General features: G+C 68.6%; 22 protein-coding genes. 9 read left to right on the forward strand and 13 right to left on the reverse strand.

What is annotated here, in order from left to right:
* Positions 1-269 precede the first annotated feature (269 nt).
* The gene (locus HGB51_RS05620; protein ID WP_070206904.1) at positions 270-1,367 is read left to right on the forward strand and encodes a Glu/Leu/Phe/Val dehydrogenase dimerization domain-containing protein; all 1,098 of its coding nucleotides are present in this window, start codon (positions 270-272) and stop codon (positions 1,365-1,367) included.
* A 78-nt stretch (positions 1,368-1,445) separates the two neighbouring features.
* Here the strand turns inward: HGB51_RS05620 and HGB51_RS05625 are convergent, their stop codons facing one another.
* Positions 1,446-4,301 carry a S8 family serine peptidase gene (locus HGB51_RS05625; RefSeq protein ID WP_070206893.1) on the reverse strand — a complete coding sequence of 952 codons (2,856 nt, stop codon included), beginning with the start codon at positions 4,299-4,301 and terminating at the stop codon, positions 1,446-1,448.
* A gap of 178 nt (positions 4,302-4,479) precedes the next feature.
* On the opposite strand from HGB51_RS05625, the gene HGB51_RS05630 reads away from it, so the two are divergent.
* The 3 genes from HGB51_RS05630 (at position 4,480) to HGB51_RS05640 (ending at position 6,664) form a co-directional block, all read left to right on the forward strand.
* A complete protein-coding gene (locus tag HGB51_RS05630) occupies positions 4,480-5,655 on the forward strand; it encodes a thiolase family protein (protein ID WP_070206894.1) in 1,176 nt (391 codons plus the stop codon).
* A gap of 124 nt (positions 5,656-5,779) precedes the next feature.
* Complete coding sequence (locus tag HGB51_RS05635; protein ID WP_070206895.1) at positions 5,780-6,121, forward strand: hypothetical protein; 342 nt, start codon at positions 5,780-5,782, stop codon at positions 6,119-6,121.
* Positions 6,122-6,259: 138 nt separating this feature from the next.
* Positions 6,260-6,664: a hypothetical protein gene (locus tag HGB51_RS05640; RefSeq protein ID WP_070206905.1), complete on the forward strand. Its 405-nt coding sequence runs from the start codon at positions 6,260-6,262 to the stop codon at positions 6,662-6,664.
* Between the two features lie 45 nt (positions 6,665-6,709).
* On the opposite strand, the gene HGB51_RS05645 is transcribed toward HGB51_RS05640, so the two are convergent.
* Entirely contained in the window at positions 6,710-8,341 is a 1,632-nt protein-coding gene (locus HGB51_RS05645; protein ID WP_070206906.1) for an isovaleryl-CoA dehydrogenase, read from the reverse strand.
* Positions 8,342-8,447: 106 nt separating this feature from the next.
* Between HGB51_RS05645 and HGB51_RS05650 the strand changes: the two genes are divergently transcribed.
* The 4 genes from HGB51_RS05650 to pdeM are packed head-to-tail and all read left to right on the forward strand — an operon-like array spanning position 8,448 to position 14,155.
* Positions 8,448-9,455, forward strand: a complete 1,008-nt coding sequence (locus HGB51_RS05650; protein ID WP_070206896.1) for a ligase-associated DNA damage response exonuclease — start codon at positions 8,448-8,450, stop codon at positions 9,453-9,455.
* A complete protein-coding gene (locus HGB51_RS05655) occupies positions 9,452-11,056 on the forward strand; it encodes an ATP-dependent DNA ligase (RefSeq protein WP_070206897.1) in 1,605 nt (534 codons plus the stop codon). Before HGB51_RS05650 ends, HGB51_RS05655 begins: the two co-directional genes overlap by 4 nt.
* 14 nt (positions 11,057-11,070) lie before the next feature.
* Positions 11,071-13,518: a ligase-associated DNA damage response DEXH box helicase gene (locus HGB51_RS05660; protein WP_070206898.1), complete on the forward strand. Its 2,448-nt coding sequence runs from the start codon at positions 11,071-11,073 to the stop codon at positions 13,516-13,518.
* Positions 13,519-13,525: 7 nt separating this feature from the next.
* Positions 13,526-14,155 carry a ligase-associated DNA damage response endonuclease PdeM gene (gene pdeM, locus HGB51_RS05665; protein WP_425505357.1) on the forward strand — a complete coding sequence of 210 codons (630 nt, stop codon included), beginning with the start codon at positions 13,526-13,528 and terminating at the stop codon, positions 14,153-14,155.
* Between the two features lie 3 nt (positions 14,156-14,158).
* Here the strand turns inward: pdeM and HGB51_RS05670 are convergent, their stop codons facing one another.
* The 7 genes from HGB51_RS05670 to rlmD form a co-directional block, all read right to left on the reverse strand.
* Positions 14,159-15,382: an FAD-dependent oxidoreductase gene (locus HGB51_RS05670; protein WP_171966753.1), complete on the reverse strand. Its 1,224-nt coding sequence runs from the start codon at positions 15,380-15,382 to the stop codon at positions 14,159-14,161.
* A gap of 66 nt (positions 15,383-15,448) precedes the next feature.
* Positions 15,449-15,655 carry a cold-shock protein gene (locus HGB51_RS05675; RefSeq protein WP_070209558.1) on the reverse strand — a complete coding sequence of 69 codons (207 nt, stop codon included), beginning with the start codon at positions 15,653-15,655 and terminating at the stop codon, positions 15,449-15,451.
* Between the two features lie 88 nt (positions 15,656-15,743).
* Positions 15,744-16,490: an S-methyl-5'-thioinosine phosphorylase gene (locus tag HGB51_RS05680; RefSeq protein WP_070209557.1), complete on the reverse strand. Its 747-nt coding sequence runs from the start codon at positions 16,488-16,490 to the stop codon at positions 15,744-15,746.
* Positions 16,491-16,499: 9 nt separating this feature from the next.
* Positions 16,500-17,054 (reverse strand): hypoxanthine-guanine phosphoribosyltransferase, encoded by a 555-nt coding sequence (locus HGB51_RS05685; RefSeq protein ID WP_070209556.1) that lies wholly within the window; start codon positions 17,052-17,054, stop codon positions 16,500-16,502.
* Positions 17,054-18,061: a beta-N-acetylhexosaminidase gene (nagZ, locus tag HGB51_RS05690; RefSeq protein ID WP_070209555.1), complete on the reverse strand. Its 1,008-nt coding sequence runs from the start codon at positions 18,059-18,061 to the stop codon at positions 17,054-17,056. Before nagZ ends, HGB51_RS05685 begins: the two co-directional genes overlap by 1 nt.
* Positions 18,062-18,212: 151 nt before the next feature.
* Positions 18,213-18,698, reverse strand: a complete 486-nt coding sequence (locus HGB51_RS05695) for a CYTH domain-containing protein (RefSeq protein ID WP_070209554.1) — start codon at positions 18,696-18,698, stop codon at positions 18,213-18,215.
* Position 18,699: 1 nt separating this feature from the next.
* On the reverse strand, positions 18,700-20,034 hold the full coding sequence (gene rlmD / locus HGB51_RS05700) for a 23S rRNA (uracil(1939)-C(5))-methyltransferase RlmD (protein WP_070209553.1): 1,335 nt from the start codon (positions 20,032-20,034) through the stop codon (positions 18,700-18,702).
* Positions 20,035-20,169: 135 nt separating this feature from the next.
* Here rlmD and HGB51_RS05705 point away from each other — a divergent pair, with 135 nt between their 5' ends.
* Entirely contained in the window at positions 20,170-20,895 is a 726-nt protein-coding gene (locus HGB51_RS05705; RefSeq protein WP_070209552.1) for a response regulator, read from the forward strand.
* Between the two features lie 254 nt (positions 20,896-21,149).
* On the opposite strand, the gene recO is transcribed toward HGB51_RS05705, so the two are convergent.
* From recO to HGB51_RS05725, 4 genes are read right to left on the reverse strand one after another with little or no spacing between them, the layout of a single operon-like run.
* Positions 21,150-21,866 (reverse strand): DNA repair protein RecO, encoded by a 717-nt coding sequence (gene recO / locus HGB51_RS05710; protein ID WP_070207847.1) that lies wholly within the window; start codon positions 21,864-21,866, stop codon positions 21,150-21,152.
* A gap of 33 nt (positions 21,867-21,899) precedes the next feature.
* Positions 21,900-22,796 (reverse strand): GTPase Era, encoded by an 897-nt coding sequence (gene era / locus HGB51_RS05715; protein WP_070207848.1) that lies wholly within the window; start codon positions 22,794-22,796, stop codon positions 21,900-21,902.
* Entirely contained in the window at positions 22,793-23,473 is a 681-nt protein-coding gene (gene rnc / locus HGB51_RS05720; RefSeq protein ID WP_070207849.1) for a ribonuclease III, read from the reverse strand. Before rnc ends, era begins: the two co-directional genes overlap by 4 nt.
* The gene (locus HGB51_RS05725) at positions 23,463-23,840 is read right to left on the reverse strand and encodes a DUF4845 domain-containing protein (protein ID WP_070207873.1); all 378 of its coding nucleotides are present in this window, start codon (positions 23,838-23,840) and stop codon (positions 23,463-23,465) included. Before HGB51_RS05725 ends, rnc begins: the two co-directional genes overlap by 11 nt.
* Positions 23,841-23,846 lie beyond the last annotated feature (6 nt).

The following is a 23,846-nucleotide window of genomic DNA, read 5'->3' on the forward strand; positions in this document are numbered from 1 at the left end:
CCGGATTGTTGCCACTGCACCCACGTCTGACCTGTCCTGGCTTGCCGGTACCGCGCACCGTTGCCACGGCATCGGCCCGGAACCCGGCAACTTTAGGGCTGTCCCACGGCGGTCACCGCCTGCTGACAACGTCGTCGGGCGGAATGCACTAGAATGGCGCCGCGCGACCCGTCCTGCCGAACCGACGACGTCGCTTTTTTTGTTTTGCACCCCACCTTTTGCTGGTTCGTTCGCCGCTGTTGGCCGACGTTCGCACCATCGGAGTCGCCATGTTATTTGAAACCCTCGAAACGTCCGGTCACGAACAGGTGGTGTTCTGCCACAGCGGCGATGCCGGCCTGAGGGCGATCATCGCCATCCACAACACCACCCTGGGTCCGGCCCTGGGCGGGGTGCGCATGCGGCCGTATGCCAGCACCGACGACGCGCTGGCCGATGCGCTGCGGCTCAGCCGCACCATGACCTACAAGAACGCCCTTGCGGGCCTGAACGTGGGCGGCGGCAAGGCGGTGATCATCGGCGATCCGCGCAAGGACAAGACCGAAGTGCTGTTCCGCGCGTTCGGCCGCTACGTGGATTCGCTGGGCGGGCGTTACATCACCGCCGAGGACGTCGGCACCGACGTCAACGACATGGAAAACATCTACCTGGAAAGCGAGTTCGTCACCGGCGTGCACCAGGTGCATGGCGGCTCGGGCGACCCGGCGCCGTTCACCGCCTACGGCGCGCTGCAGGCGCTGATGGCGGCCATGCAGCACAAGCTGGGCCATGAAGAAGTGGGCAAGGTCAGCATCGCGGTGCAGGGCCTGGGCCATATCGGCATGGAGCTGGTGAAGCTGCTGCGCGACCGCGGCGCCAAGCTGTTCGTGACCGACCTGGACAGCAGCCTGGTCGAGCGTGCGGTGACCGAGTACGGTGCCGAAGCGGTGAAGCCGGACGACATCTACGACGTGAATGCCGACGTGTTCGCGCCGTGCGCGCTCGAAGGCGCGATCAATCCGCAGACACTGCCGCGACTGAAGTGCAAGATCGTCTGTGGTACCGCCAACAACCAGCTGTCCAGCCTTGAAGTCGGCGACGAGCTGCATGCGCGCGGCATCCTGTATGCGCCCGATTACGCGGTCAACGCCGGTGGCGTGATGAACGTTTCGCTGGAAATCGACGGCTACAACCGCGAACGTGCGATGCGCCTGATCCGCAGCATTTACCACAACCTGGGCCGTATCTTCGCGCTGTCCCAGCAGGAAGGCATCGCGCCGCAGCGTGCGGCCGACCGGATTGCGGAAACGCGCATCCAGTCGATCGGCAAGTTGAAGATGCCGCTGGGCCGCGCCGTGCCGCGCCTCGGGAAGTTGCGCGGCGGCTGACGGTAGTGCCGGCCGCCGGCCGGCAACACGCCATCCCAACACGAAGACGCCGGGGCTTGCCCCGGCGTCTTCATTTCATCAGAACGCTGCCGAATAGCGCAGCGCCACCTGGCTCAGATCGCCCCGCGGACCGAAGCGCTGGTCGTAACCGAACGACAGCTGCGAGGTGCGGGTCAGCCACGACTGCACCGACACGCCGAACAGCCCGCCGGAACGCGCCGGCTGCAGGCCGGCCACCGGCGCCCACGCGTCCACGCCGACAAAGCTGGCGTCGAAGCCCAGCCCGTCGCTGGACAGCGTCTGCTGCCACTCGGCATAGCCGCGCAGCGACCAGCCCCCCACCAACGTCTCGGCACGCAGGCCGGCCAGTGCCTGGCTGCGGCTGGAGGTGCGGCTGTCGGCACGCAGGCCGAAGCCGAAGCCACCGTTTTCGCTGAAGCCGTTGCTGCCCACGCGCGCGTAATCGGCGCCCACATACGAGGTCAGCGACATCGTCCTGCTGCCGAAGCGGTAGCCCGATTCCGCACTGGCCGTGCTGAAGTCACCGCTGTAACGGGTGTTCACCCCGTACTGCGCGGCGCCCAGCAGCAGCTGGCGGTCGATCTCACGATTGAACTGACCGGCACCCAGCTGGCCCAGCGCGTAGGCGTTGCCGTTGTTCCAGCCGGCGTACATCTGCGCCTGCGACTGACGGTCGCGACCGGTGTCACCGCCCCATTCGCGGCTGCTGTTGCTGCGGGTTTCGCCGAAGGCGAAGCCGAGCACGCCGTTGCTGCCCAGCGCCATGTCCTGGCCCATCATCCAGCCCTGGGTCTGGGACGCGCTGCCGGCAAAGCTGCCCTGCCCGGCCTCGCCCAGCGTGCTCTGCCAGGCACCGCGCAGGCGCGGCGAGGCCGACACGGTGTCGAAGCGCGACGACAGCGCGCGACGGTTCATGTCCAGGTTGTCGAAGGTCATCCCGGTGGCCAGGGTATGCGCCTTGCCCGACAGGCTGTCCAGGCTGGTCTGCAGGCCGGCCTGGCCCTGCACGCGTTGCAGCTCGCCCGCCGCGCCGGCGAAGCCGGGCGTGTCCGGGGCGGTACCGGTGTCGAGTACACCGAAGGCCTCTTCAACGCGCAGCGCCGACGCCGCCGAGATGGTGCCCAGACCGGCCGTCGCGGCCGCCTGGGTCACGTCGACGCGGTAGATATCCATGTACGCGGTGTAGACGTCGTAGACCAGCTTTGCGTCCAGCAGGGACACGGTGCCGGCGGCGGTGTACTTGGCGAACTGGCCATTCAGCCCCTGCGCCGCCGTGATCAGTGCCTGGCGCGTGCCGTTCTGCGGAACGTAGCCTTCGACTGCACGGTCGATGAGCACGGTGCCGCCGTTCAACTGTGCCTTGCCGGTCACCTTCAGCGACGTCGCGCCGAGCGCGGTCGAGAAAACGGCGTCGGCCTCATGGGTGTAGTCGCCCGAGATCACGGCGGTAACGCCGGCCTCGAACATGTACAGCGTGCCCTTGTTGACCACGTTGCCGGTGATGCCGGTGGTACCGGCGCGGAACTGCAGCCCGCCCGCGGCCGCGACCTGCACGTCGGACCCCAACGACGCACCGTCGTTGAGCGACAGCGCGCCGGAGAGGACCTTGGTGCCGCCGGTGAAGGAATTCTTGCCGCCCAGGGTCAGCGTGCCCGCGCCGGACTTTTCCAGCCCGCCGGCGCCGCTGATGTTGTTGCTCCACGTGCTGAAGTTCGACGAGCCCGGCACCGTCACGGCCACCGTGCCCCAGTCGAACCGGGCCGGACCATTGATCGCCTTGCCAACATTGAGCAGGCCGTGTCCGAACACCTCATCCACACCTGGCGCGCCAAGATCGGTCGCCGTGCCCAGCAGGGTCTGGCGGACCAGGTCATTGCTGAAGTACGGGTACTTCTGCCAGACCAGCGCCGCCGCACCGGACACCAGCGGCGCCGCATACGAGGTACCGCCACCCCACATGTAGACCGGCGTGCCACCGGTGCTGGCGGGGTCCACGAACACCGACTCGCCGGGCGCGGCCAGGCAGTAGTTCGCCGCCACGCCGCAGGCATTGGCGTAGCTGGACAGGGTGTCGGGCTTGGCGAAGTTGACTGCGGTCACGGCCAGCCAGCCCTTCTCCAGGTCGGCGGCGGGGCGGGTGTCGTTGGGGCCGGCCTGGCTCGGCAGCGCCGCCATGCTGGACGGGTTGGCCTTGCTCTCGTTGCCGGTCGCAAACACGACCAGGCCGCCGTTGGTGGTGATGAACGGACGATACTCCGCGGCAATCGGCGCGGTGCTCGCCGGGTTGGTCCAGTACAGACCGCCCCAGGAGTTGTTCATGATCTTCACGCCGGCGTTGATCAGATCCTGGTGCACCGGAGCCAGCCCGAGCGCGCCGTTGACCTGGTTGCCGTTGCCGGTGCCGTCGTCAACGGGCGACTTGTCGGCGATGATCCGGGCCGAGACGATCTGCGCAGCGGGTGCGATGCCGCCCGGCCACTCGCCGAACGCGGCGCCGGCGGCAAGCTCGGCCACCGTGGTGCCGTGCCCTTGCACGTCGTCGACGGCGAGATTGTTGGTTTTGGGGTCCACATAGCTGTAGCTGGCGACGACCCGCCCGGTCAGCGTCGGATGGGCGCGGTTGACGCCCGAGTCGACGATGCCGATACGGATACCCGCACCTGACCGGTCGACGTCCTGCGCATTGGTCAGGACCAGGTGGCTGTCGATCGCTGGCTGGGTCGGCGTCACCGGCGGGGTGACCGGCGGCGTCACCGGCGGTGTGACCGGCGGCAACGGCGGGGACACGGGCGGCACGACAGGCGCCGGTGGCAGATCGCCCCGGGTATTTCCGCTACCGCCACCCCCACACGCGCTCACTGCCACGGCCAGCGCACCGGCCAGCACGTTCCTGCTAAAGACTGCCTGCTTCATCCCTGCTCCCCAAAACGTTGTAGAAACCACGTACAGCGTCCTGCCTGCCGGCCGACACCGGTGGTAATGCCTGACCCTCTATACTGGGTCCCCCCACGCAGTCTGACGGGAAACCGCGCCGTAATCCATGGCATGCGTTCCCTTTTCGTAAATCGCTCACGCAACAAACGAGATTGCCATGTCCAATATTGTCATCGCCGCTGCCAAGCGGACCGCCATCGGTTCCTTCCTCGGCCAGTTCAACGGCGTGCCCACCCCCACCCTGGGCGCCACCGCGATCGCCGCCGCCCTGGCCCAGTCCGGGGTGCCGGCGGCAGACGTTTCCGAAGTGATCATGGGCTGCGTGCTGCCGGCCAACCTCGGCCAGGCCCCGGCCCGCCAGGCGGCGGTCGCTGCCGGCATCCCCTATTCCACCGGCGCCACCACCCTCAACAAGGTGTGCGGCTCGGGCATGAAGGCGATCATGCTGGGCCATGACCTGATCAAGGCCGGCACCGCCAGCATCGTGGTCGCCGGCGGCATGGAGTCGATGTCCAATGCGCCGCACCTGCTGCCGAACTCGCGCACCGGCAACCGCTTCGGCAACTTCCAGGCGGTCGACCACATGGCCCACGACGGCCTGGTCAATGCCTACGACGGCAAGGCCATGGGCGAGTTCGCCGAGTGCGCGGTGGACAAGTACCAGGTGACCCGCGAGGAGCAGGACGCCTATGCGATCGAATCGGTCCGTCGTGCCCAGGCCGCCCAGGCCGCCGGCGCGTTCGACGACGAAATCGTCGCGGTGAAGGTGGCCGGTCGCAAGGGCGAGGTCGAGTACAGCCAGGATGAGCAGCCCGGCCGTTCGGACATCGCCAAGATCCCGACCCTGCGCCCGGCGTTCAAGAAGGACGGCACGGTCACCGCCGCCAGCTCCTCGAGCATCTCCGACGGCGCCGCCGCGGTGGTCCTGCTGAGCGAGGACGACGCTGCCGCGCGCGGCGTGCAGCCGCTGGCGCGCATCGTTGCCCATGCCACCCATTCGCAGGAACCGGAATGGTTCACCACCGCCCCGATCGGCGCGATCCACAAGGTGCTGGAAAAGGCCGGCTGGAGCCTGGACCAGGTCGACCTGTTCGAGATCAACGAAGCGTTCGCGGTTGTCGCCATGGCCCCGATCCGCGAACTTGGCATTCCGCATGACAAGGTCAACGTGCACGGCGGTGCCTGCGCACTGGGCCACCCCATCGGTGCTTCGGGCGCGCGCCTGGTGGTCACCCTGGTCAACGCATTGCGCAAGCGTGATGCAAAGCGCGGAATTGCTACACTGTGCATTGGTGGCGGCGAGGCGACAGCCATCGCCATCGAATTGATTTGATTGGTTTTAACACCCGTTTCGCAAAAATGAATGCGGGATCGCTTGACAGCCCAACGTGGCTTGTCATCATGTTGCCGGGCGCGCAATAGCGCGTTGCCTAATCTAACGACGAGGATTCACACTAATGAGCATCAACAAGCTGCTGATCGCAATGGCCCTGGGCCTGGCTCTGACCGCCTGCTCGAAGCAGGAACAGGCTGCTGACGCCGCCGCTTCGGCCAACGAAGCCGCTGCCGACGCCCAGGTCGCTGCCGACCAGGCCGCTGCTGCTGGCGCCCAGACCGCCGACGCTGCCCAGGCTGCTGCCGACACCGCCACCACCGCTGCTGACGCTTCGGCCGATGCCGCTGCCCAGGCTGCTGGCGCTGCCACCGACGCCGCTGCCGACGCTGCTGCCGACGCTGCCAAGGCCGGTGAAGCCACCGCCGAGCAGGCCAAGGACGCTGCTGAAGAAGCCAAGAAGTAATAACTTCTTTCTTCAAGCAAGCCTGAAGAAGCCGCTGGTTCGCCAGCGGCTTTTTCTTTGGGTGCCTGCCGGCACGCACCGCGCCTTCACGGGCCGGTGAATAGGATCGGCCTCCCTTACGATGTGATGGAGAGCGCCATGAAGATTCGTTCGATCACCACCCCGCTGCTGGCCGCTTCGCTGCTGCTGGCCCTGGCCGCCTGCAAGGGCCCGGAAGCCGAGCAGGCACGCGCGGACGCCGCGCAGGCCGCCGACAGCACCGGTGAGGCCGCGCGCGCTGCGGTGGACCAGGCCGCCGCCTCCACCCGCAATGCCGCCGACGAAGCTGCGGCTGCGTCCGAACGCGCTGCGGCCGACGTGCAGCCGGCGCTGGACCGTGCGGCGGATGCCACAGCTGCGGCGGCAGCCGATGCCAAGGTGGCGGCGCGCGATGCCGCGGCGCATGCCAGCGACGCCACCGCCAACGCGGCCGAGAAGGTGGCCGACAAGGCACGTGACGTGGCCGACGACGCCCGCCAGAACGCGGACGAAGCGAAGCATTGATGTATTGCGTGGAGCCGGGCAGAGCCCGGCTCTACGGTTGCGGGGTCAGGGCAGCGCCCGCGCCATGACCGCCTGAAGGTCGATACCCTCCGGCAACGTGCCAAACGCCGTGCCATGTTCGCCGGCCAGCCGCGAACGCACGAACGCTTCAGCCACCGGGCTTTCCGCACGCAGCAGTACCGCCGCCTGCAGCAGCAGCGCCAGGCGCTCGGTAACTACCCGCGCCTGCGCCTCTGAAGGCGTCGTCGACAACACCGCACGCAGCGACTGCACGGCCGCGTCGTAGTTCGCATCGATCCCGGACACCGTATCCAGTTCCGACTCCAGCACTGGCAGCGCCTGCGGTTCGCGCGCCAGCGCACGTAGCACGTCCAGGCACTGGATGTTGCCGCTGCCTTCCCAGATCGAATTCAACGGCGCCTGCCGGTACAGGCGCGGCAGCATCGACTCTTCCACGTAGCCGGCCCCACCCAGGCATTCCTGCGCTTCGTTGACGAACACCGCCGCGCGCTTGCACACCCAGTACTTGCCCACCGCCGTCGCGATCCGCGCAAAGGCCGCTTCGCGTGCGTCGTGCGGCGCCTGGTCGACCGCGCGGGCCACGCGCATCGCGAAGGCGGTGGCCGCTTCGGATTCGATCGCCAGGTCGGCCAGCACGTTGGCCATCAGCGGCTGCTCGCTCAGCCGTCGACCGAACGCACCGCGATGGCGGGTGTGGTGCAGCGCCTGCGCCAGCGCCATGCGCATTTCGGCGGCTGCGCCGAGCATGCAGTCCAGCCGGGTCATCATCACCATGCCGATGATGGTGGCCACGCCCCTGCCCTCCTCGCCGACGCGGCGCGCCCAGGCGCCGCACAGTTCCACCTCGCTGGACGCGTTGGACCAGTCGCCCAGCTTGTCCTTCAGGCGCATCACGCGGAACGCATTGCGGTTGCCGTTGGCCAGCCGGCGTGGCATCAGGAAACAGGTCAGCCCCGCCGGTGCCTGCGCCAGCACCAGGAACGCATCGGACATCGGCGCGGAGAAGAACCACTTGTGCCCGACCAGCGCATAGCTGCCGTCCTCGCGCAGCTCGGCACGGGTGGTGTTGCTGCGCACGTCCGAACCGCCCTGCTTTTCGGTCATGCCCATGCCGAGGGTGATGCCGGCCTTGTCCGCCATCGGCACGTCGCGCGGGTCGTACACCGGCGCGGCGGCCTTGTCCGCCCAGTCGGCCAGCAGCGGATCCTGGCGCAGCACGGCCACCGCTGCGTGGGTCATGGTCAGCGGGCAGCTGGTACCGGCTTCGGCCTGGTGATGCAGGAAACTGAGCGCTGCACGCGCCACATGCGCGCCGGGGCGGCCGTCCTGCCACGACAAGCCCGCCACGCCGTGGCGTTTGGCCAGGTCCATCAGCTGGTGGTAGGCGGGGTGGAATTCGACCGTATCGATGCGGTGGCCCTGCGCGTCGTGCGTGCGCAGCCGCGGCCGATCGCGATTGGCGTCGAAGCCGAGCCGGTACAACGTGTCGCCCGCGATGCCACCGTACGCCTGCAGCGCGGCAACGAACGCGGCGCCGCCTTCGCGCTGCACCGCGTCGGCCAGCGCCACATCGTCGGCCCACAGGTTGCGCCCGCCGAACGGCGGCGGCTGGTTGGTGACCTTGTGGGTTTCGAATGCAGGCAGAGCGGACGTCATGGCGCGGGCCTTCTGGCAGAGGCCCTGATTCTGCCGCATCCGCGCGCAGGCCGCCGTTCAGCCGGATTCTCACCTCCTGCACGAGCGCGGCGGCACAGTGGCACGCATGAGCAAGCGTGCTGGACAGAACGACCTGGTGGTGCTGCGTCCGGAGGGGCTTTATTGCCCCGCCGGCGATTTCCATATCGACCCCTGGCGTCCAGTGCCGCGCGCGGTGATCACCCACGGCCACGGCGACCATGCGCGCAGTGGCATGGGCCAGTACTACAGCAGCACCGGCAGCGTGCCGATCCTGCGCTGGCGCCTGGGCGAGGTACCGCTGCAGGCGTACGACTACGGTGAACAGTTCACGCTCGGCGACGTACAGGTCTCGTTGCATTCGGCCGGCCACGTGCTGGGCTCGGCGCAGGTGCGCATCGACGATGGTCGCCAGGTGTGGGTGGCCTCGGGCGACTACAAACGCCAGCCCGACCCGACCTGCGCGCCGTTCGAGGTGGTGCCCTGCGATGTGTTCATCACCGAGGCCACCTTCGCCCTGCCGATCTACCGCTGGCAGGACACGTGCGAGGTGGCGGCCGAGATCGTGGCCTGGCGCCGCGAGTGCGAACAGCGCGGCGAAGCGGCGATCCTGCTGTGCTATGCGCTGGGCAAGGCGCAGCGCGTATTGGCGGAACTGCTGCCGCTGGACGACCAGCCGGCATGGCTGCACGGCGCCATCGCCAACGGTGTTGCGGTGTACCGCGAAGCGGGCATCCCGATGTTGGAAACGCATACCGTGGCCGAGCAGGGGCGCGAACCGGACGCAGCCGGCAAGTTGATCCTGGCCCCGCCGTCCGCGGCCGGTACCACCTGGCTGCGCCGTTTCGGCAAGCACCAGCTGGGCTTTGCTTCGGGCTGGATGCGTCTGCGCGGCAACCGTCGCCGGCGCAACTACGACCGCGGCTTCGTGGTGTCCGACCATGCCGACTGGCCGGCGCTGCTGCAGACCATCGAACAGACCGGTGCGCAGCGGGTGATCGCCACCCACGGCAACACCGATGCGTTGATTCCCTTCCTGCGCGAACGCGGCATTGCCGCCGAAGCCTTCCGCACCGATTTCGGGAGCGAGGAATGAGGGCCTTTGCCGCGCTGTACCAGCGCCTGGACCGCAGCACCGCGACGCTGGACAAGCGCGCGGCGCTGGTCGCGTATTTCCGCGATGCACGCGCGCACGACGCCGCATGGGCGCTGTACCTGCTAAGCGGTGGCAAGGTCGGCGGTGCGCGGCGGAAGATTGCCGCCAGCGGCGAGCTGCGCGCGTGGATCGGCGAGGCCGCGGGGCTGCCCGCCTGGCTGGTGGCCGACAGCTACGACCAGGTCGGCGACCTGGCCGAGACCTTGACCCTGCTGCTGGACGATCCGGCGGAGGCCGCGCCGGACCGCCCGCTCGCCGACTGGATCGAACACCACCTGCTGGCCGTGGCCAACCAGCCCGAGCCGGTGCGCCGCGCGGCGGTGGAAGCCGGTTGGCGGACGTTGCCGGCGGCCGAGCGGCTGGTGTTCAACAAGCTGCTGACCGGCGCGTTGCGGGTGGGCGTGTCGCAACGGCTGGTGCAGCAGGCGCTGGCCGAACTGTCGGGGATCGACATCGCGCGCATCGCGCAGCGCATGCTGGGCGAGTGGGTGCCCTCGCCCGGCCTGCTTGCAACGCTGCTGAGCGCGGAAGAACTCCCCGAAGACCGCCAGCAGCCCTACCCGTTCTACCTGGCCTCGCCGATTGAAACCGAGGTCGCCGGGCTGGGGCCTGTCGACGAGTGGACGCTGGAATGGAAGTGGGACGGCATCCGCCTGCAGCTGCTGCGGCGCAAAGGCGAAGTCGCGCTGTGGTCGCGTGGCGAAGAACGCCTGGACGGGCGCTTTCCGGAAATCGAAGCCGCGGCCATGGCGCTGCCCGACGGTACCGTGATCGATGGCGAGCTGCTGGCCTGGCGCGATGGCGAAACGCAGCCCCTGCCCTTCACTGCGCTGCAGACCCGCATCCAGCGCCGCAAGCCCGGGCCGAAGACCCTGGCCGATACACCGGTGCGCGTGCTCGCGTACGACCTGCTGGAACGGGACGGCATCGATCTGCGCGGGCAACCGCTGGCCGAGCGTCGCGCGCAGCTGGCGAAGGTACTTGATGCGCTGGGCGATCCGCGCGTGGTGCTTTCGCCCACTGTCGACGTGGGCAGCTGGGAGGACGCAGCACTCCAGCGCACCCAGGCGCGCGAACGCGGCGTCGAAGGCCTGATGCTCAAGCGCAGCAGTTCCACCTATCAGAGTGGGCGCCGGCGCGGCGACTGGTGGAAGTGGAAGATCGAGCCGCTCACCATCGATGCGGTGATGATCTACGCGCAGGCCGGTCACGGCCGCCGCAGCACGCTGTACACCGATTACACCTTCGGCGTGTGGGACGGCGAGAAACTGGTGCCAGTGGCGAAGGCGTATTCGGGCCTTGATGACAAGGAAATCCTGGCGCTGGACCGCTGGATCCGCGCCAATACCGTGGAGCGCTTCGGCCCCGTGCGCAGCGTGCGCGGCGAGCAGGTGTTCGAGCTCGGCTTTGAAGCGGTCAACCGCAGCAGCCGGCACAAGTCAGGCATTGCGGTGCGCTTCCCGCGGATCCTGCGCTGGCGACACGATAAGCCCGCCAGTGAAGCAGATACCCTGGCGCAGCTGCAGGCCCTGGCGCGGTGAGCCGACGCGCGGCGATGGCGCGGCTGGCCGCGTGGTTTGCCGGTCGCGGCTGGGCGCCGCTGCCGTTCCAGAAGACGATGTGGCGGCACTACCTGGCCGGCGACTCGGGGCTGTTGCATACGCCCACCGGCAGCGGCAAGACGCTGGCCATGTTCGGCGGCCCGCTGCTGCAGGCCCTGGCCGACCCGATACCACGCGCGAAAAGCGGACGCGGCGGCAAGACCGTGCCGGCACTCCAGGTGCTGTGGATCACCCCCCTGCGCGCGCTGGCCAGCGACACCGCACGCGCCCTGCGCGAACCGATTGAAGGCTTGGGGCTGGATTGGCAGGTCGGGCTGCGCACCGGCGACGCCAGCGCGCGCGACAAACGGCTGGCCCGCGAGGGCCGCGTGGATGTGCTGGTGACCACGCCAGAGTCGCTGGCGCTGCTGCTGAGTTACCCGGACACGATGGAGCGCCTGCGCCAACTGCGCTGCGTGGTGGTGGACGAATGGCACGAACTGCTGGGCAACAAGCGCGGCGTGCTGCTGCAGTTGAACCTGCGCCGGCTGCGCGATGCGTTGCCGGCGTTGCAGGTGTGGGGGCTGTCGGCAACGCTGGGCAACCTGGACGAAGCGCGCCAGGTCCTGCTGCCCGACCTGCCCGATGCACCGCTCGTGTCTGGCGTACGACCGCGCCCGGTCGCAGTGGAGACGTTGTTGCCGGCGCAGGGCGAACGCTTCCCCTGGGCCGGGCACCTGGGCCTGTCGCAGCTGCAGCGCGTGCAGCAGAAACTGTTCGCGGTGCGCACCAGCCTGGTGTTCACCAACACCCGCGCGCAGGCCGAACTGTGGCACCAGGCGCTGGCCGCAGTGTGGCCGGAAGATCCGGCCACGCTGGCACTGCATCACGGCTCACTGGACCCGGCGCAGCGCCGCATCGTCGAACAGGGCCTGCGTGACGGCGCACTGCGCTGCGTGGTGGCCACCTCCAGCCTGGACCTGGGCGTGGATTTCCCGGCGGTGGACCAGGTGCTGCAGATCGGCAGCCCGAAGGGCATCGCGCGGCTGGTGCAGCGCGCCGGACGCGCCCGGCATCGACCGGGTGAATCGGGCCATATCGTCTGCGTGCCGTCGCACGCGCTGGAGCTGGTCGAATATGCGGCGGCGAGGCGCGCGTTGGCCGATGGCGTGATCGAAGCGCGGCGGCCGCTGCAGCTGTCGCTGGACGTGCTGGCCCAGCATTGCGTGAGCTGTGCGCTCGGCGGTGGCTTTGAGCCAGATGCGCTGCTCGACCAGGTCCGGCGCACGCACGCCTTCGCCGCCCTCGACGCCGCCCACTGGCAGGGCGTGCTCGACTTCATCGTGCAGGGCGGCCAGGCGCTCGCGCAGTACCCGGACTTCCACAAGGTCGTGCGCGACGACGACGGCCTCTACCGCGTGCACGACCGCCGCGTGGCGCTGCGCCATCGGCTGTCGATCGGCACCATCACCAGCGATGGCAGCGCCGTGGTGCAGTTCCTGCGTGGCGGCCGGCTGGGCACGGTGGAAGAACAGTTCGTCGGCCGGCTGCGGCCGGGCGACCGCTTCCAGTTCGCCGGCCGCCTGCTGGAGCTGGTGCGGCTGGAGAACCTCACGGCGTACGTGAAACTGGCACGCGGTGGCGACGGCGTGGTGCCGCGCTGGCAGGGCGGCCGCCTGCCGTTGTCCGATGCACTGGGCCAGGAGATGGAAGCCGTGCTGGGCAGCGCCGCCGACAGCCCGGAAATGCGCTGGCTGGAACCGCTGCTGCGCCTGCAGGCACGCGTGTCGGCGTTGCCCGGTCCTTCGTTGCTGCTGGTGGAAAGCGTGCGGCGGCGCGAAGGACAGTTCGTGTTCGTGTATCCGTTCGCCGGGCGCCAGGTCAACGAAGGCATTGCCGCGTTGATGGCGCTGCGCTGGACCCGGTTGCAGGCAAACACCTTCGGCTATGCGGCCAACGACTACGGCTTCGTACTGGCCCCGGCGCGCGCGGTCGAGGTCGACGCCGACCGCATCGCCACATTGCTGCGCCCCGAAGGCCTGTTCGAAGACCTGCGCGACAGCCTCAACCTGGGCGAGCTGGCGCGCCGCCAGTTCCGCGACATCGCACGCGTGTCCGGCCTGTTGATCCCGGCGCTGCCGGGGCGCACGCCACGCAGCCTGCGCCAGCTGCAGGCTTCAGCCGGCCTGCTCTACGACGTGCTGCGCCAGCACGACCCGGACCACATCCTGCTGGGCCTGGCCGAACGCGAAGTGCTGCACGGCCAGCTTGACCTGGCCAGCCTGGCCACCACGCTGCAGCGCTGCCAGGCACGTACGCTGTGCGTGCAGCAGCCGGCCACGCTGGGTCCGCTGTCGTTCCCGCTGTGGGCCGAGCGCCTGCGCGGCCAGCTCAGCAACGAAGACTGGAAGACCCGCGTGCTGCGCGCGGTCGGCCAGCTGGAGAAACGCCATGCCGAATGAGTGCGTGATGACGCTTGCCGACGAGCAGATGCACCTGCTCGGCGACCGTGCGCTTTACTGGCCGGCGCGCGAAGCGCTGTTGATCGCCGACCTGCACCTGGGCAAGGCCGACCTGTTCCGGCGCGCCGGCATCGGGCTGCCCACCGGCGGTACCGGCGATGACCTTGGGCGGTTGACGCGACTGGTCGAGCAGCGACCGGTGCGCACGTTGTGGATCCTGGGCGACGTACTGCACGGGGCGGCGCATCGCGCGGCGTGGTACCGGCAATGGCAGGGCTGGCGCGAACAGCATGCCGCGCTGGAGATCGGCGCGTTGGCCGGCAACCACGACCGCTTGCTGCCCAAGGCCGACCTGGGCATCACGCTGCTGGGCGAACGCGTGCAGGAAGGCCCGTTCCTGCTGCGCCATGACCCGCAGCCGCACCCGACCCTGCACGTGCTGTGCGGCCACCTGCATCCGTTGGTTCGACTGCCGGGCATGCAGCGCCGCTGGCCCGCGTTCTGGCTGCGCGACCGCCTGACGGTCCTGCCCGCCTATTCGCGCTTCACCGCCGGCATCGCGCCGGTGCTGCATGCACGTGAGCAGCTGGTGGCGTGCGTGGAGGACGCGGCGATCGCCCTGCCCACGCACACGTGACGGTTACCGCGCCGCCATGGCCTCTACGAACCCCGGCGACAGTCCCAGTTTTCCCCACCAGCCGTGCTGGGTCCCGCTGAGCACGCGCAGCATGTGGCCGCGACCACCGGGCAGCGCGCCCATCGGTTTGAACAGGACATCGCGCGCCTGCGCCAGCCGGTCGCGCTCGGACTGGAACAGTGGCGTCAGCCAGCGGCTCCAGAACTGGTAGATGGCCACGTGCGCGCTGCGTTGCGCCTGGTAGGCCTGCAGCGCGGCATCGGTGGCGGCGTGCGCGCGCAGCGCATCGCGCAGCGCCAGCGCGTCCATCAGCGCCATGTTGACGCCCTGCCCCAGTTGCGGGCTCATCGCATGCGCGGAATCGCCGGCGAGCACCAGCCGCCCGCGATGCCAGCGTGTCATCACTGCATCGCGATAGCCGGCGCGGGCCAGCTGCGCGCACTCGCTGACGCCCTGCAGGCGCTGGTGGGCGTCCGGCCACAGCGCTGCAATTTCATCGAGCCAGCGCGCCATGCCGTCGCGCTCCCACTGTTCGAACTGCGTGCGCGGCAGGCTCCAGAAGAAGCTGAGGCGCGGCTGCGCATCGCCGGGGCGGGTGCCGACCGGCAGCAGGCCGATCATCTTGCGCGCGGCCACGTAGCGCTGCCGCAGTTCGTCGGCGTGCGGCCAGTCGCCGCCCGGCAGCAGGCACCACAGCGCGCCCCAGGGGTACTCCCGGTCCAGCCGAGTGCCCTGCACCTGCGCCCGCAGGGACGAGGCCGCGCCATCGGCCGCGATCACCAGATCGTACGGACCATGCCAGGTGCCGCGCGCATCGCGGACGCGGCCGCTGTCGGTATCTACCTCGACGATCTGGGTGTCGGCCTGCAGGTTGCCCGGGTGCTCCCAGGCCTGCGCCAGCAACGAAAACAGCGCGCCACGCTGCAAGCCCATGCCATGCAGGTGCGGATGCAGCGCCGTGTAGCGCATGTCCATCACCGCACGCCCGCACGGCGTGTCGCCATACAGGCGGCGCACGCTGGCGCCGTGCTCCAGCACCTGCGGCAACAGGCCCATCTGCCAGAGCACGTCCAGCCCACTCGGCTGAAGCAGGAAGCCTGCGCCGACCGGGCCGGGCGTGGGCGCACGCTCAAACACGTGCACGTCGTGATGGTCGCGTGAAAGAAGGATCGAAAGCGTCTGGCCTGCGGTGCCGTAGCCGACGATGGCGATGCTGCGCTTTTTCATCTGACGTCCTGTCGGGCGCTAAAAAAAACCCCGCCGAAGCGGGGTTTTCAATGCGCTGGGTAGAAATTACTCGGCCGGCGCAATGTTCGAAGCTTGGGCGCCCTTCGGGCCCTGGGTCACGTCATAGGTGACCTTCTGGCCTTCCTGCAGACTGCGGAAGCCCTTGGAGTTGATCGCGGAGAAGTGCGCGAAGACGTCGGCGCTGCCGTCCTCCGGCGAGATAAAGCCAAATCCCTTGGCGTCGTTGAACCACTTGACGGTACCGTTCGGCATGGTAATGCGAGACCTTCTTCAATGAATGGGTGGTGTACGCTCAACCAGCGCACTGGCGGAGTATGCAAAGCTTGTCAGGCAATGACAATCACCCGCGTGCCAATTCGCCAATCAGTTCCGGCAATCCGGCGGAAGCCGCGTCAACATTGGCCAGTACTTCGGCCATCGTGATCTCGTCGCCATCGCCACAGCCGGCGGCCCAGTTCGCCACGATCGCCAGGCAGGCGTAGTCCAGCCCCAACTCCCTTGCCAGGCCTGCTTCGGGCATGCCGGTCATGCCGACCAGGTCGCAGCCATCGCGGCGCATCCGCGCGATTTCGGCATTGGTCTCCAGTCGCGGCCCCTGGGTGGCGCCGTAGCAGCCGCCGTCCTGCAGGCGCACGCCGGTGACCTTGGCCGCGGCCAGTACCTTGCTGCGCAGGATCGGGGTGTACGGGTGGCCAAAATCGACATGCAGCACTTCGCTGCCGGGCTCTTCGCTCAGCGTGGAGATCCGGCCCCAGGTGTAGTCGATCAGCTGGTCCGGGCAGGCCAGCACGCGCGGGCCGAAGTGCTCGGTGATGCCGCCCACGGTGTTGAGGGCGAGCACGCGGGTGGCACCGATCTGCTGCAACGCAGCAAGATTGGCCCGGTAGTTGATCTTGTGCGGCGGCAGCGAATGCCCTTCGCCGTGGCGGGCCAGGAAGGCCACGCGCTGGCCGAGCAGCGTACCGACCCGGATCGGGCCGGACGGCGTGCCATAGCGGGTTTCCACCGAATGGCTGCTCACATCATCGAGCTGGGCCAGCTTGTACACACCGGTGCCGCCGATCACGGCCAGGGCGATAGGTTCCATGGGCGCTGCTTATTCCTTCATCGCATAGATGGCCGGCACGCCGCGCAGGCCTTCGTTGACGTCCATGCCGAAACCGAACACGTAGCGGTCCGGCAGTTCGACGCCGGCGTAGTCGGCCTTGACGTCCGGCAGCGCGCGGTCGTGCTTCTTCACCGTCAGCGCGGCGATGCGCACGTCGGTAGCGCCCTGCTCCAGGCACCAGGTGCGCACGCCCTGCAGGGTGAAGCCTTCGTCCAGGATGTCGTCGACCAGCAGCACGCGGCGGCCGAACAGCGAGGTGGCCGGCTTGTGCTTCCAGACCAGCTCGCCGCCGGTCAGTTCACCGCGGTAGCGGGTGGCGTGCAGGTAGTCGAACTGCAGGTCCTGGCCACGTGCGCCCAGTTCCAGCGCGAGCTGGCCGGCGAACGGCAGCGCGCCGTGCATGATCGACAGGAACAGCGGGACCTCGCCCTTGTAGTCGGCCGCGATGCCATCGGCGATGCTGGCGATGGCCGCATCGATGGTGGGACGGTCGACCAGCAGGTCGGCCTGGGCCAGGGCCTGGGAAATGGTGAGGTTGGGCATCAGACGGTTCTTCCAAGGGATTCGAGCAAACGGGTTTGGGTGCTGCCGTGGCGGGTGTCGGCCAGCAGGCCGTCCCAGCCAAGCCCGCCGCGGCCGATCAGGCCCAGCAGCGCAGCGGTATTGAGGGTGCGGCCCTGCACGGCCTGCAGTGCGTCGTCGACCAGCTCGGGGTGGCAGACCAGCACCACGTCGCAGCCGGCGTCCAGGTGCGCATGCACGCGCGCCGGCACGCCACCGGCGCTGTGCGAGGCGGCCATGCCGATGTCATCGGAGAACACCACGCCGCGGAAGCCCATCTCCTCGCGCAGGATCTGCTGGATCCAGCGCGGCGAGTAGCCGGCCGGTTCCGGCGCGACCTGCGGGTAGATCACGTGCGCCATCATCACCGCGTCGGCACCGGCGGCAATGCCGGCGGCAAACGGGACCAGGTCCTGCGCGCGCAGTTCGTCCAGCGCGCGCGGGTCGATCGCAGTGTCTACGTGGGTGTCTTCCAGCACGGTGCCGTGGCCGGGGAAATGCTTGAGGGTGGCGCCCATGCCGACCGCGTGCATGCCGCGCACGTAGGCGGCGGTGAACGCGGCGACCACCTGCGGGTCTTCATCGAAGGCGCGGTTGCCGATGGCGCGGTTGCCGCGGCCCAGGTCGACCACCGGGGCGAAACTCAGGTCAACGCCGCTGGCGCGCACTTCGCTGGCCATCAGCCAGGCGTGCTGCTCGGCCAGGGCCAGTGCCTGCTCCGGGTCGCGTGCGTACAGCGCGCCGATCTCCTGCAGCGGCGGCAGGGCGCTGAAGCCTTCGCGGAAGCGCTGCACGCGGCCGCCTTCCTGGTCCACGCAGATCAGCTGCGGGCGCGGTGCGGCGGCGCGGATGGCCGCGGTGAGCTCGCCGACCTGCTGGCGCGAATCGAAGTTGCGCTTGAACAGGACCACCCCGGCCACGGCATCGTGCTGCAGCCAGTCGCGTTCCTGGGCGGTCAGTTCAGTGCCGGCAACGCCGATCAGAAGCATGGGTGGATCTCCAGTACGGGGCGCCGCGATGGCGCACTGCGGCATTGTCGCATGATGTGCGCAAGCCACGCAGGGCGTGGCTCTACCGGCATTCGTACGGATTGATGGCCCGGGTAGAGCCACGACCTGCGTGGCTGCGCTGCCACGGGGATCACCAACGGCTGTACGGCTTGGCGGCCAATGCCAGGTTGTAATACCGCACCTGGTCGGTGACCTCTTCCCCGATCCATTCAGGCAGGTCGATGGCCTGGTCGGCCGACGCCAGCTCCACTTCGGCCACCACCAGCCCGGCGTTGTCGCCCAGGAATTCGTCCACTTCCCAGAGCAGGCCGCCGTGGTCGACCAGGTGCCGGCGCTTGTCGATCAGGCCGCCCACGCACAGCGCCAGCAGGGCGCGCGCGTCCTCGACCGGGATCGGGTAGTCGAACTCCTGCCGGGTGTGGCCGATCTCGCGCGACTTCATGTTCAGGAACGCCTGGTCGCCCTGGATGCGCACGCGCACCGAGGCCTTCTGGGCGCCGCTGTCGATCGAGGCGGTGTCGTTGAGGTAGCCCTGCGCCATCGGGATCACCGCATGCGCGGCGGCCCGCCAGGCATCACTGGTCACAAGGTACTTGCGCTCGATCTCGACGCCCATCTCAACGCTTCTCGAACACGGCGATGCTTTCCACGTGCGCGGTGTGCGGGAACATGTCCATCGCGCCGGCCGAGACCAGGGTGAAGCCCTGCTCGTTGACCAGGTAGCCGGCATCGCGGGCCAGCGAGCCCGGGTGGCAGCTGACGTAGACGATGCGCTTGAACTGCTTGAGCGGCAGCTGCTGCAGCACTTCGATCGCGCCCGAACGCGGCGGGTCCAGCAGCAGCTTGTCGAAGCCCTGGCGCATCCACGGGGTCTGGCGCTGGTCCTGGGTCAGGTCGGCGGCGAAGAACTGCGCGTTGTCCAGGCCGTTGCGCGCGGCATTCTCCTTCGCACGCGCCACCAGCCCGGCCTCGCCTTCCACGCCGACCACTTCGCGCACGGTGCGCGCCAGCGGCAGGGTGAAGTTGCCCAGGCCGCAGAACAGGTCGAGCACGCGCTCGTCCGGACCAGCGTCGAGCAGTTCCAGCGCCAGCGCGATCATCTTCTCGTTGAGCTTGGCGTTGACCTGGATGAAGTCCAGCGGCCGGAACGCCAGCTCCACGTTCCACGGGGCCAGCCGGAACGACAGCGGGACCTCGCCCGGCAGCAGCGGGTGCACCGATTCCACGCCGCCCGGCTGCAGGAAGATCGCAAAGCCATGCTCTGCCCCGAAGCCGGCCCACGCGGCCTTGTCGGCGTCGCTGAGCGGCTGCATGTGGCGGATGGTGAGGACGATCGCGTCATCACCGGCGATGAATTCGACCTGCGGGATATCGCGCTTGCCATCCAGGGTTTCGATGAACGCCGACAGCGCCGCGACCTTCAGCCCGATCTCCGGGATGACGGTCAGGCACTGGGTCAGGTCGGCCACGAAGCGCGGGTCCTGCTCTCGGAAGCCGACCAGGGTCTTGTCCTTCTTTTCGACCCGGCGCACCGAGAAGCGGCCCTTGCGACGGTAGCCCCAGCTCTCGCCGACCAGCGCCGGCAACACCGTGCCGGGGGTGACATGGCCGATGCGGGTCAGGTTGTCCAGCAGCACGCGCTGCTTGGCCACGATCTGCTGGTCTTCGTCCAGGTGCTGCAGCACGCAGCCGGCGCAGACGCCGAAGTGCGGGCAGCGCGGGGTCACGCGCTGCGGCGAGGCCTGCAGCACCTCCACGGTGCGCGCCTCATCGAAATGGCGGTTGCGGGCGGTCGGTTCGGCACGTACCACCTCGCCCGGCAGCGCGCCGGAAATGAAGGTGACCTTGCCACCCTCGCCTTCACGGCGGGCGACGCCACGGCCGTCATGGCTGAGGTCGAGGATGTCGGTCTGGAACGGGGTACGGTCGAGTCGGGAGCGGGATCGGGCCACGTGGCAACAGGCTGCGGGCAAAAAGGGTGCGTATTGTCGCAGATACGCGGCGTGGCCTGCCGCGTTCAGGCTGCAGGGCTTGCAGGGCGCCATATCGTGTTTAATATGCGCATAGCTGACATGGAGGCAGCCCCAATGCAGATGACCCCGAGGGTTCCCATGCCCCGATTCCTGCTCGTCGAGGACGACACCATCAGTCGCGGCTTTTTCCGGGCCGCGCTGGAAACCCTGCCGGCCCAGGTCGAGACCGCCGATTCGCTGGCCTCCGCGCTGGAGCGCGGGCGCGGCAGCGAGCACGATCTGTGGCTGATCGACGTGAACCTGCCCGACGGCAATGGCAGCGAGCTGCTCAAGGCCCTGCGCCAGTCCCATCCCGAGACCCCGGCGCTGGCCCACACGGCCGATGGCGACACCAGCATCCATGCGCGCCTGCGCGATGCCGGGTTCAGCGAAACCCTGGTCAAGCCGCTGAGCCGCGAACAGCTGCTGCAGGCGGTGCGCCGGGCGCTGGTCAACAGCCCCGGCCACACGGCCCCGACCGCGCCCGGCGATGCCCCGGGCGAACGTGAAGACTGGGACGAGATCACCGCGCTGGCCGCCCTGAATGGGCAGCGCAACCACCTGAACGCCCTGCGCGAACTGTTCCTGGCCGAGCTGCCCGGGGTCCGCGACGCAGTGGCCCAGGCGGTCCAGCAGCACGATGTGCGGACCTTGCAAGGCCAGCTGCACCGCCTGCAGGCGAGTTGCGGGTTCGTCGGCGCCGCCCGCCTGGGCCGCGCGGTGCGGCAGCTGCACCAGGCGCCCGAATCCAATGGCGCCCATACGCAATTCAAAGCGGCGGTCGATTCCCTGTTGCATTAGGCGAACAGCGGACACGCATGGCGTGTCCCTACGCGGCGCGTGCATCCACCATCAACGTTCAACGGCCGACGCGTGCAACCCACCGTCAACGTTCGACGGCCGACGCGCGACCGGCGGCAACGTTCGACCCCAATCCCGAGCGACCAAGGGTCGTAGTGACACGCCATGCGTGTCAAAGCCATGATCCTGCGCACGTAACTCCCTGCGTCGCCTCGCGCGGTGTCGAACGATGCGCAGCCACGCAGGGCGTGGCTCTACCGGCGTAGGTCCTCGAGCATTTCCCAGGACTTCAGACCACGTCCGCCGAGGTGGTGCAGCAGCACCGCGCGCATGCCACGGCGCAGGCTGGCAAGGTCGTCGGTGCCCGGCATTTCGTCTTCGGCCAGCGCCAGCAGCGCGCTACCGGTCGCGGTACCCCGGCGCGGATCCGTACCCCGCTCGCTCAACAACCGTCGCGGACCCTCCAGCGGGTCCAGCTCGTAGCGGGCCGCCGGGTCGATCGGTTCGCCATCGCTGCCGTGGCTGAGGTCAAAACCAAACCCCAGGGCCTCCAACAGATCGCGCTCGAAACGACGCAGGGTCCAGGCCAGGGGCTCCCCGGCGCCGAGTCGCTGTCGCATCTGGCCGTAATACGCGTACAACTCCGGCAGCGGGTCCTGGCGGGGGGCCAGCCGCATCACCAGCTCGTTGACGTAGAAGCCGGCCAGCATCGCATCGCCGCTCAATCGCGGCGCTGCGTCGAGCGCTTCGGCGCCCCGCAACTGGGCCAGTTCGCCCCGTTGCACGGCGCTGAAGCGGATCCATTGCAGGGGCTGCAGCGCGGCGCGCAGCGCCTGGCTGCGCGGGCTGCTGACGCCCCGCGCCAGCACCCCGATCCGCCCGTGCTGCTCAGTGAGCATCTCGACCAGCAGGCTGGTCTCCCGCCAGGAGCGGGCGTGCAGCACGAACGCCGGTTCGTCTTCGATGCGCATGGCCAGGGGCGTGGCGAGGCAACCCTGCCGGGTTTACTCGTAGCCGAACGCCTTCAGCGCGGCTTCGTCGTCCGACCAGCCTTCACGCACGCGCACCCAGGTCTCCAGGAAGACCTTGGCGCCGAACAGGCGCTCCATCTGCAGGCGCGACTTGGCGCCGATCTCCTTCAGGCGGGTACCGGCCTTGCCGATCACGATCGCCTTCTGGCCTTCGCGCTCGACCCAGATCACCGCACCGATGCGCAGCAGGTTGCCGTCTTCGACAAAGCGCTCGATCTCCACCGTGGTCGCATACGGCAGCTCTTCGCCCAGCTGGCGCATCAGCTGCTCGCGGACCAGTTCGCCAGCCAGGAAGCGCTGGCTGCGGTCGGTGATTTCGTCCTCGCCGAACATCGGCGGCGCTTCGGGCACCAGCTTGAGCAGGTCGCGCACCAGCGCTTCCAGCCCGTTGCGCTTCTGCGCGGAAATCGGGTGCACTGCGGCGAAGGTGCGGCCTTCGGTGACCTGCTGCAGGAACGGCAGCAGCGCGCCCTTGTCCTTCAGCCGGTCGACCTTGTTGACCACCAGCACCACCGGAATCCCGGCGTCGCTGAGCACGTTGAAGGCCAGGGTGTCTTCCTCGTCCCAGCGGCCGGCTTCGATCACCAGCATGCCGGCGTCCACGCCCTCGAGCGAGCCGCGCGCGGCGCGGTTCATCACCCGGTTCATGGCGCGCTTCTGCGCGCGGTGCAGGCCGGGGGTGTCGACCAGGACCAGCTGCCCTTCCGGATAGCTGGCAATGCCGAGCAGCCGGTGCCGCGTGGTCTGCGGCCGGTTGGACACGATGCTGACCTTGGCGCCGACCAGGGCGTTGGTCAGGGTCGACTTGCCGACGTTGGGACGGCCGATGACGGCCACGCTGCCGCAATGATGGGGGTTTGCTTCGCTCACTTGGAATCCAGTTGCTCGAGGGCGGCGGCGGCCGCCTGTTGTTCGGCCAGCCGTCGCGAGGCACCTTCGCCTTCGGTGCTGACAGCGGGATCGGCTACGCCGCAGCGCACCCGGAAAGTCTTGGCATGATCGTCGCCCGATTCTGACACCAATTCGTACAGCGGCAGTGCCTTCTGTCGGCCCTGCAGCCATTCCTGCAGGCGGGTCTTGGGGTCTTTCTCGGGCTTGCCGGTGGCCGGCAGCGCCTCCATGGAGGGGCCGAACCAGGGCAGTACCACCGCCTGGCAGGCCAGGAAGCCGGCGTCCAGGTAGATGGCGGCGACCACCGCTTCCAGCGCGTCGGCCAGGATCGAGTCGCGGCGGTGGCCGCCGGACTTCATTTCGCCCGGCCCCAGGGTCAGGCGCTCGCCCAGTTCCAGGGTGCGGGCAATCACCGCCAGCGCGCCTTCGCGCACCAGTTCGGCGCGGGCCCGGGTCAGGGCCCCTTCGTCGGCCTTGGGCCAGCGCTGGTACAGCGCGTGGGCCACCATCATGTTGACGATGCTGTCGCCGAGGAATTCCAACCGTTCGTTGTTGGGGGTTCCGGCGCTGCGATGCGTCAGGGCCTGCTGCAGCAGGCCCGGATCGGAGAAGACGTGACCGATGCGGTCACCACGTTGAAAAGTGTTAGTCGGCACCGCTGAGGGTCAGTTCCTGGTGTGCTTCGAATTTTCCAACCACGTCGAGGTTGCCGATCATCGGGCGACGCACTTCGTAGTTGACCTTCATGTTCCAACCACCGCTGACCCGTTCGAACTTCACGTTGGACGGCTTCACGTTGTCGGAGTAATTGATGTACAGGCGGCGGAAGAACATCTCCTGCACCTGGCCCGGCTCCTTGTTGGCAACGCCCGGTTCCTGCGCGACGCCCTTCAGCGCGCTCTTCACTGCGTAAAACTCGGAGTACATCGGGAACAGCTTCATGCCGATGTACAGCCCGAACCCCACCACTGCCAGCACGACCAGGAACGAGGTCAGGGTCATGCCACGCTGCGTCTTCATCATCTTCAT

The organism is Stenotrophomonas bentonitica, assembly GCF_013185915.1.
GTDB lineage: Bacteria > Pseudomonadota > Gammaproteobacteria > Xanthomonadales > Xanthomonadaceae > Stenotrophomonas > Stenotrophomonas bentonitica.

Excerpts from the sequence above, each read along its gene's own strand:
- HGB51_RS05650 (WP_070206896.1), top strand. The coding sequence starts at position 8,448 with ATGAGCAAGCGTGCTGGACAGAACGACCTGGTGGTGCTGCGTCCGGAG.
- HGB51_RS05660 (WP_070206898.1), top strand. The coding sequence starts at position 11,071 with ATGGCGCGGCTGGCCGCGTGGTTTGCCGGTCGCGGCTGGGCGCCGCTG.
- HGB51_RS05645 (WP_070206906.1), bottom strand. The coding sequence starts at position 8,341 with ATGACGTCCGCTCTGCCTGCATTCGAAACCCACAAGGTCACCAACCAG.
- HGB51_RS05625 (WP_070206893.1), bottom strand. The coding sequence starts at position 4,301 with ATGAAGCAGGCAGTCTTTAGCAGGAACGTGCTGGCCGGTGCGCTGGCC.
- HGB51_RS05635 (WP_070206895.1), top strand. The coding sequence starts at position 5,780 with ATGAGCATCAACAAGCTGCTGATCGCAATGGCCCTGGGCCTGGCTCTG.
- HGB51_RS05640 (WP_070206905.1), top strand. The coding sequence starts at position 6,260 with ATGAAGATTCGTTCGATCACCACCCCGCTGCTGGCCGCTTCGCTGCTG.
- HGB51_RS05705 (WP_070209552.1), top strand. The coding sequence starts at position 20,170 with ATGCAGATGACCCCGAGGGTTCCCATGCCCCGATTCCTGCTCGTCGAG.
- HGB51_RS05620 (WP_070206904.1), top strand. The coding sequence starts at position 270 with ATGTTATTTGAAACCCTCGAAACGTCCGGTCACGAACAGGTGGTGTTC.
- HGB51_RS05685 (WP_070209556.1), bottom strand. The coding sequence starts at position 17,054 with ATGCCCAACCTCACCATTTCCCAGGCCCTGGCCCAGGCCGACCTGCTG.
- HGB51_RS05630 (WP_070206894.1), top strand. The coding sequence starts at position 4,480 with ATGTCCAATATTGTCATCGCCGCTGCCAAGCGGACCGCCATCGGTTCC.
- HGB51_RS05725 (WP_070207873.1), bottom strand. The coding sequence starts at position 23,840 with ATGATGAAGACGCAGCGTGGCATGACCCTGACCTCGTTCCTGGTCGTG.
- HGB51_RS05655 (WP_070206897.1), top strand. The coding sequence starts at position 9,452 with ATGAGGGCCTTTGCCGCGCTGTACCAGCGCCTGGACCGCAGCACCGCG.
- HGB51_RS05680 (WP_070209557.1), bottom strand. The coding sequence starts at position 16,490 with ATGGAACCTATCGCCCTGGCCGTGATCGGCGGCACCGGTGTGTACAAG.
- HGB51_RS05670 (WP_171966753.1), bottom strand. The coding sequence starts at position 15,382 with ATGAAAAAGCGCAGCATCGCCATCGTCGGCTACGGCACCGCAGGCCAG.
- recO (WP_070207847.1), bottom strand. The coding sequence starts at position 21,866 with ATGCGCATCGAAGACGAACCGGCGTTCGTGCTGCACGCCCGCTCCTGG.
- pdeM (WP_425505357.1), top strand. The coding sequence starts at position 13,526 with ATGACGCTTGCCGACGAGCAGATGCACCTGCTCGGCGACCGTGCGCTT.
- HGB51_RS05675 (WP_070209558.1), bottom strand. The coding sequence starts at position 15,655 with ATGCCGAACGGTACCGTCAAGTGGTTCAACGACGCCAAGGGATTTGGC.
- HGB51_RS05695 (WP_070209554.1), bottom strand. The coding sequence starts at position 18,698 with ATGGGCGTCGAGATCGAGCGCAAGTACCTTGTGACCAGTGATGCCTGG.
- nagZ (WP_070209555.1), bottom strand. The coding sequence starts at position 18,061 with ATGCTTCTGATCGGCGTTGCCGGCACTGAACTGACCGCCCAGGAACGC.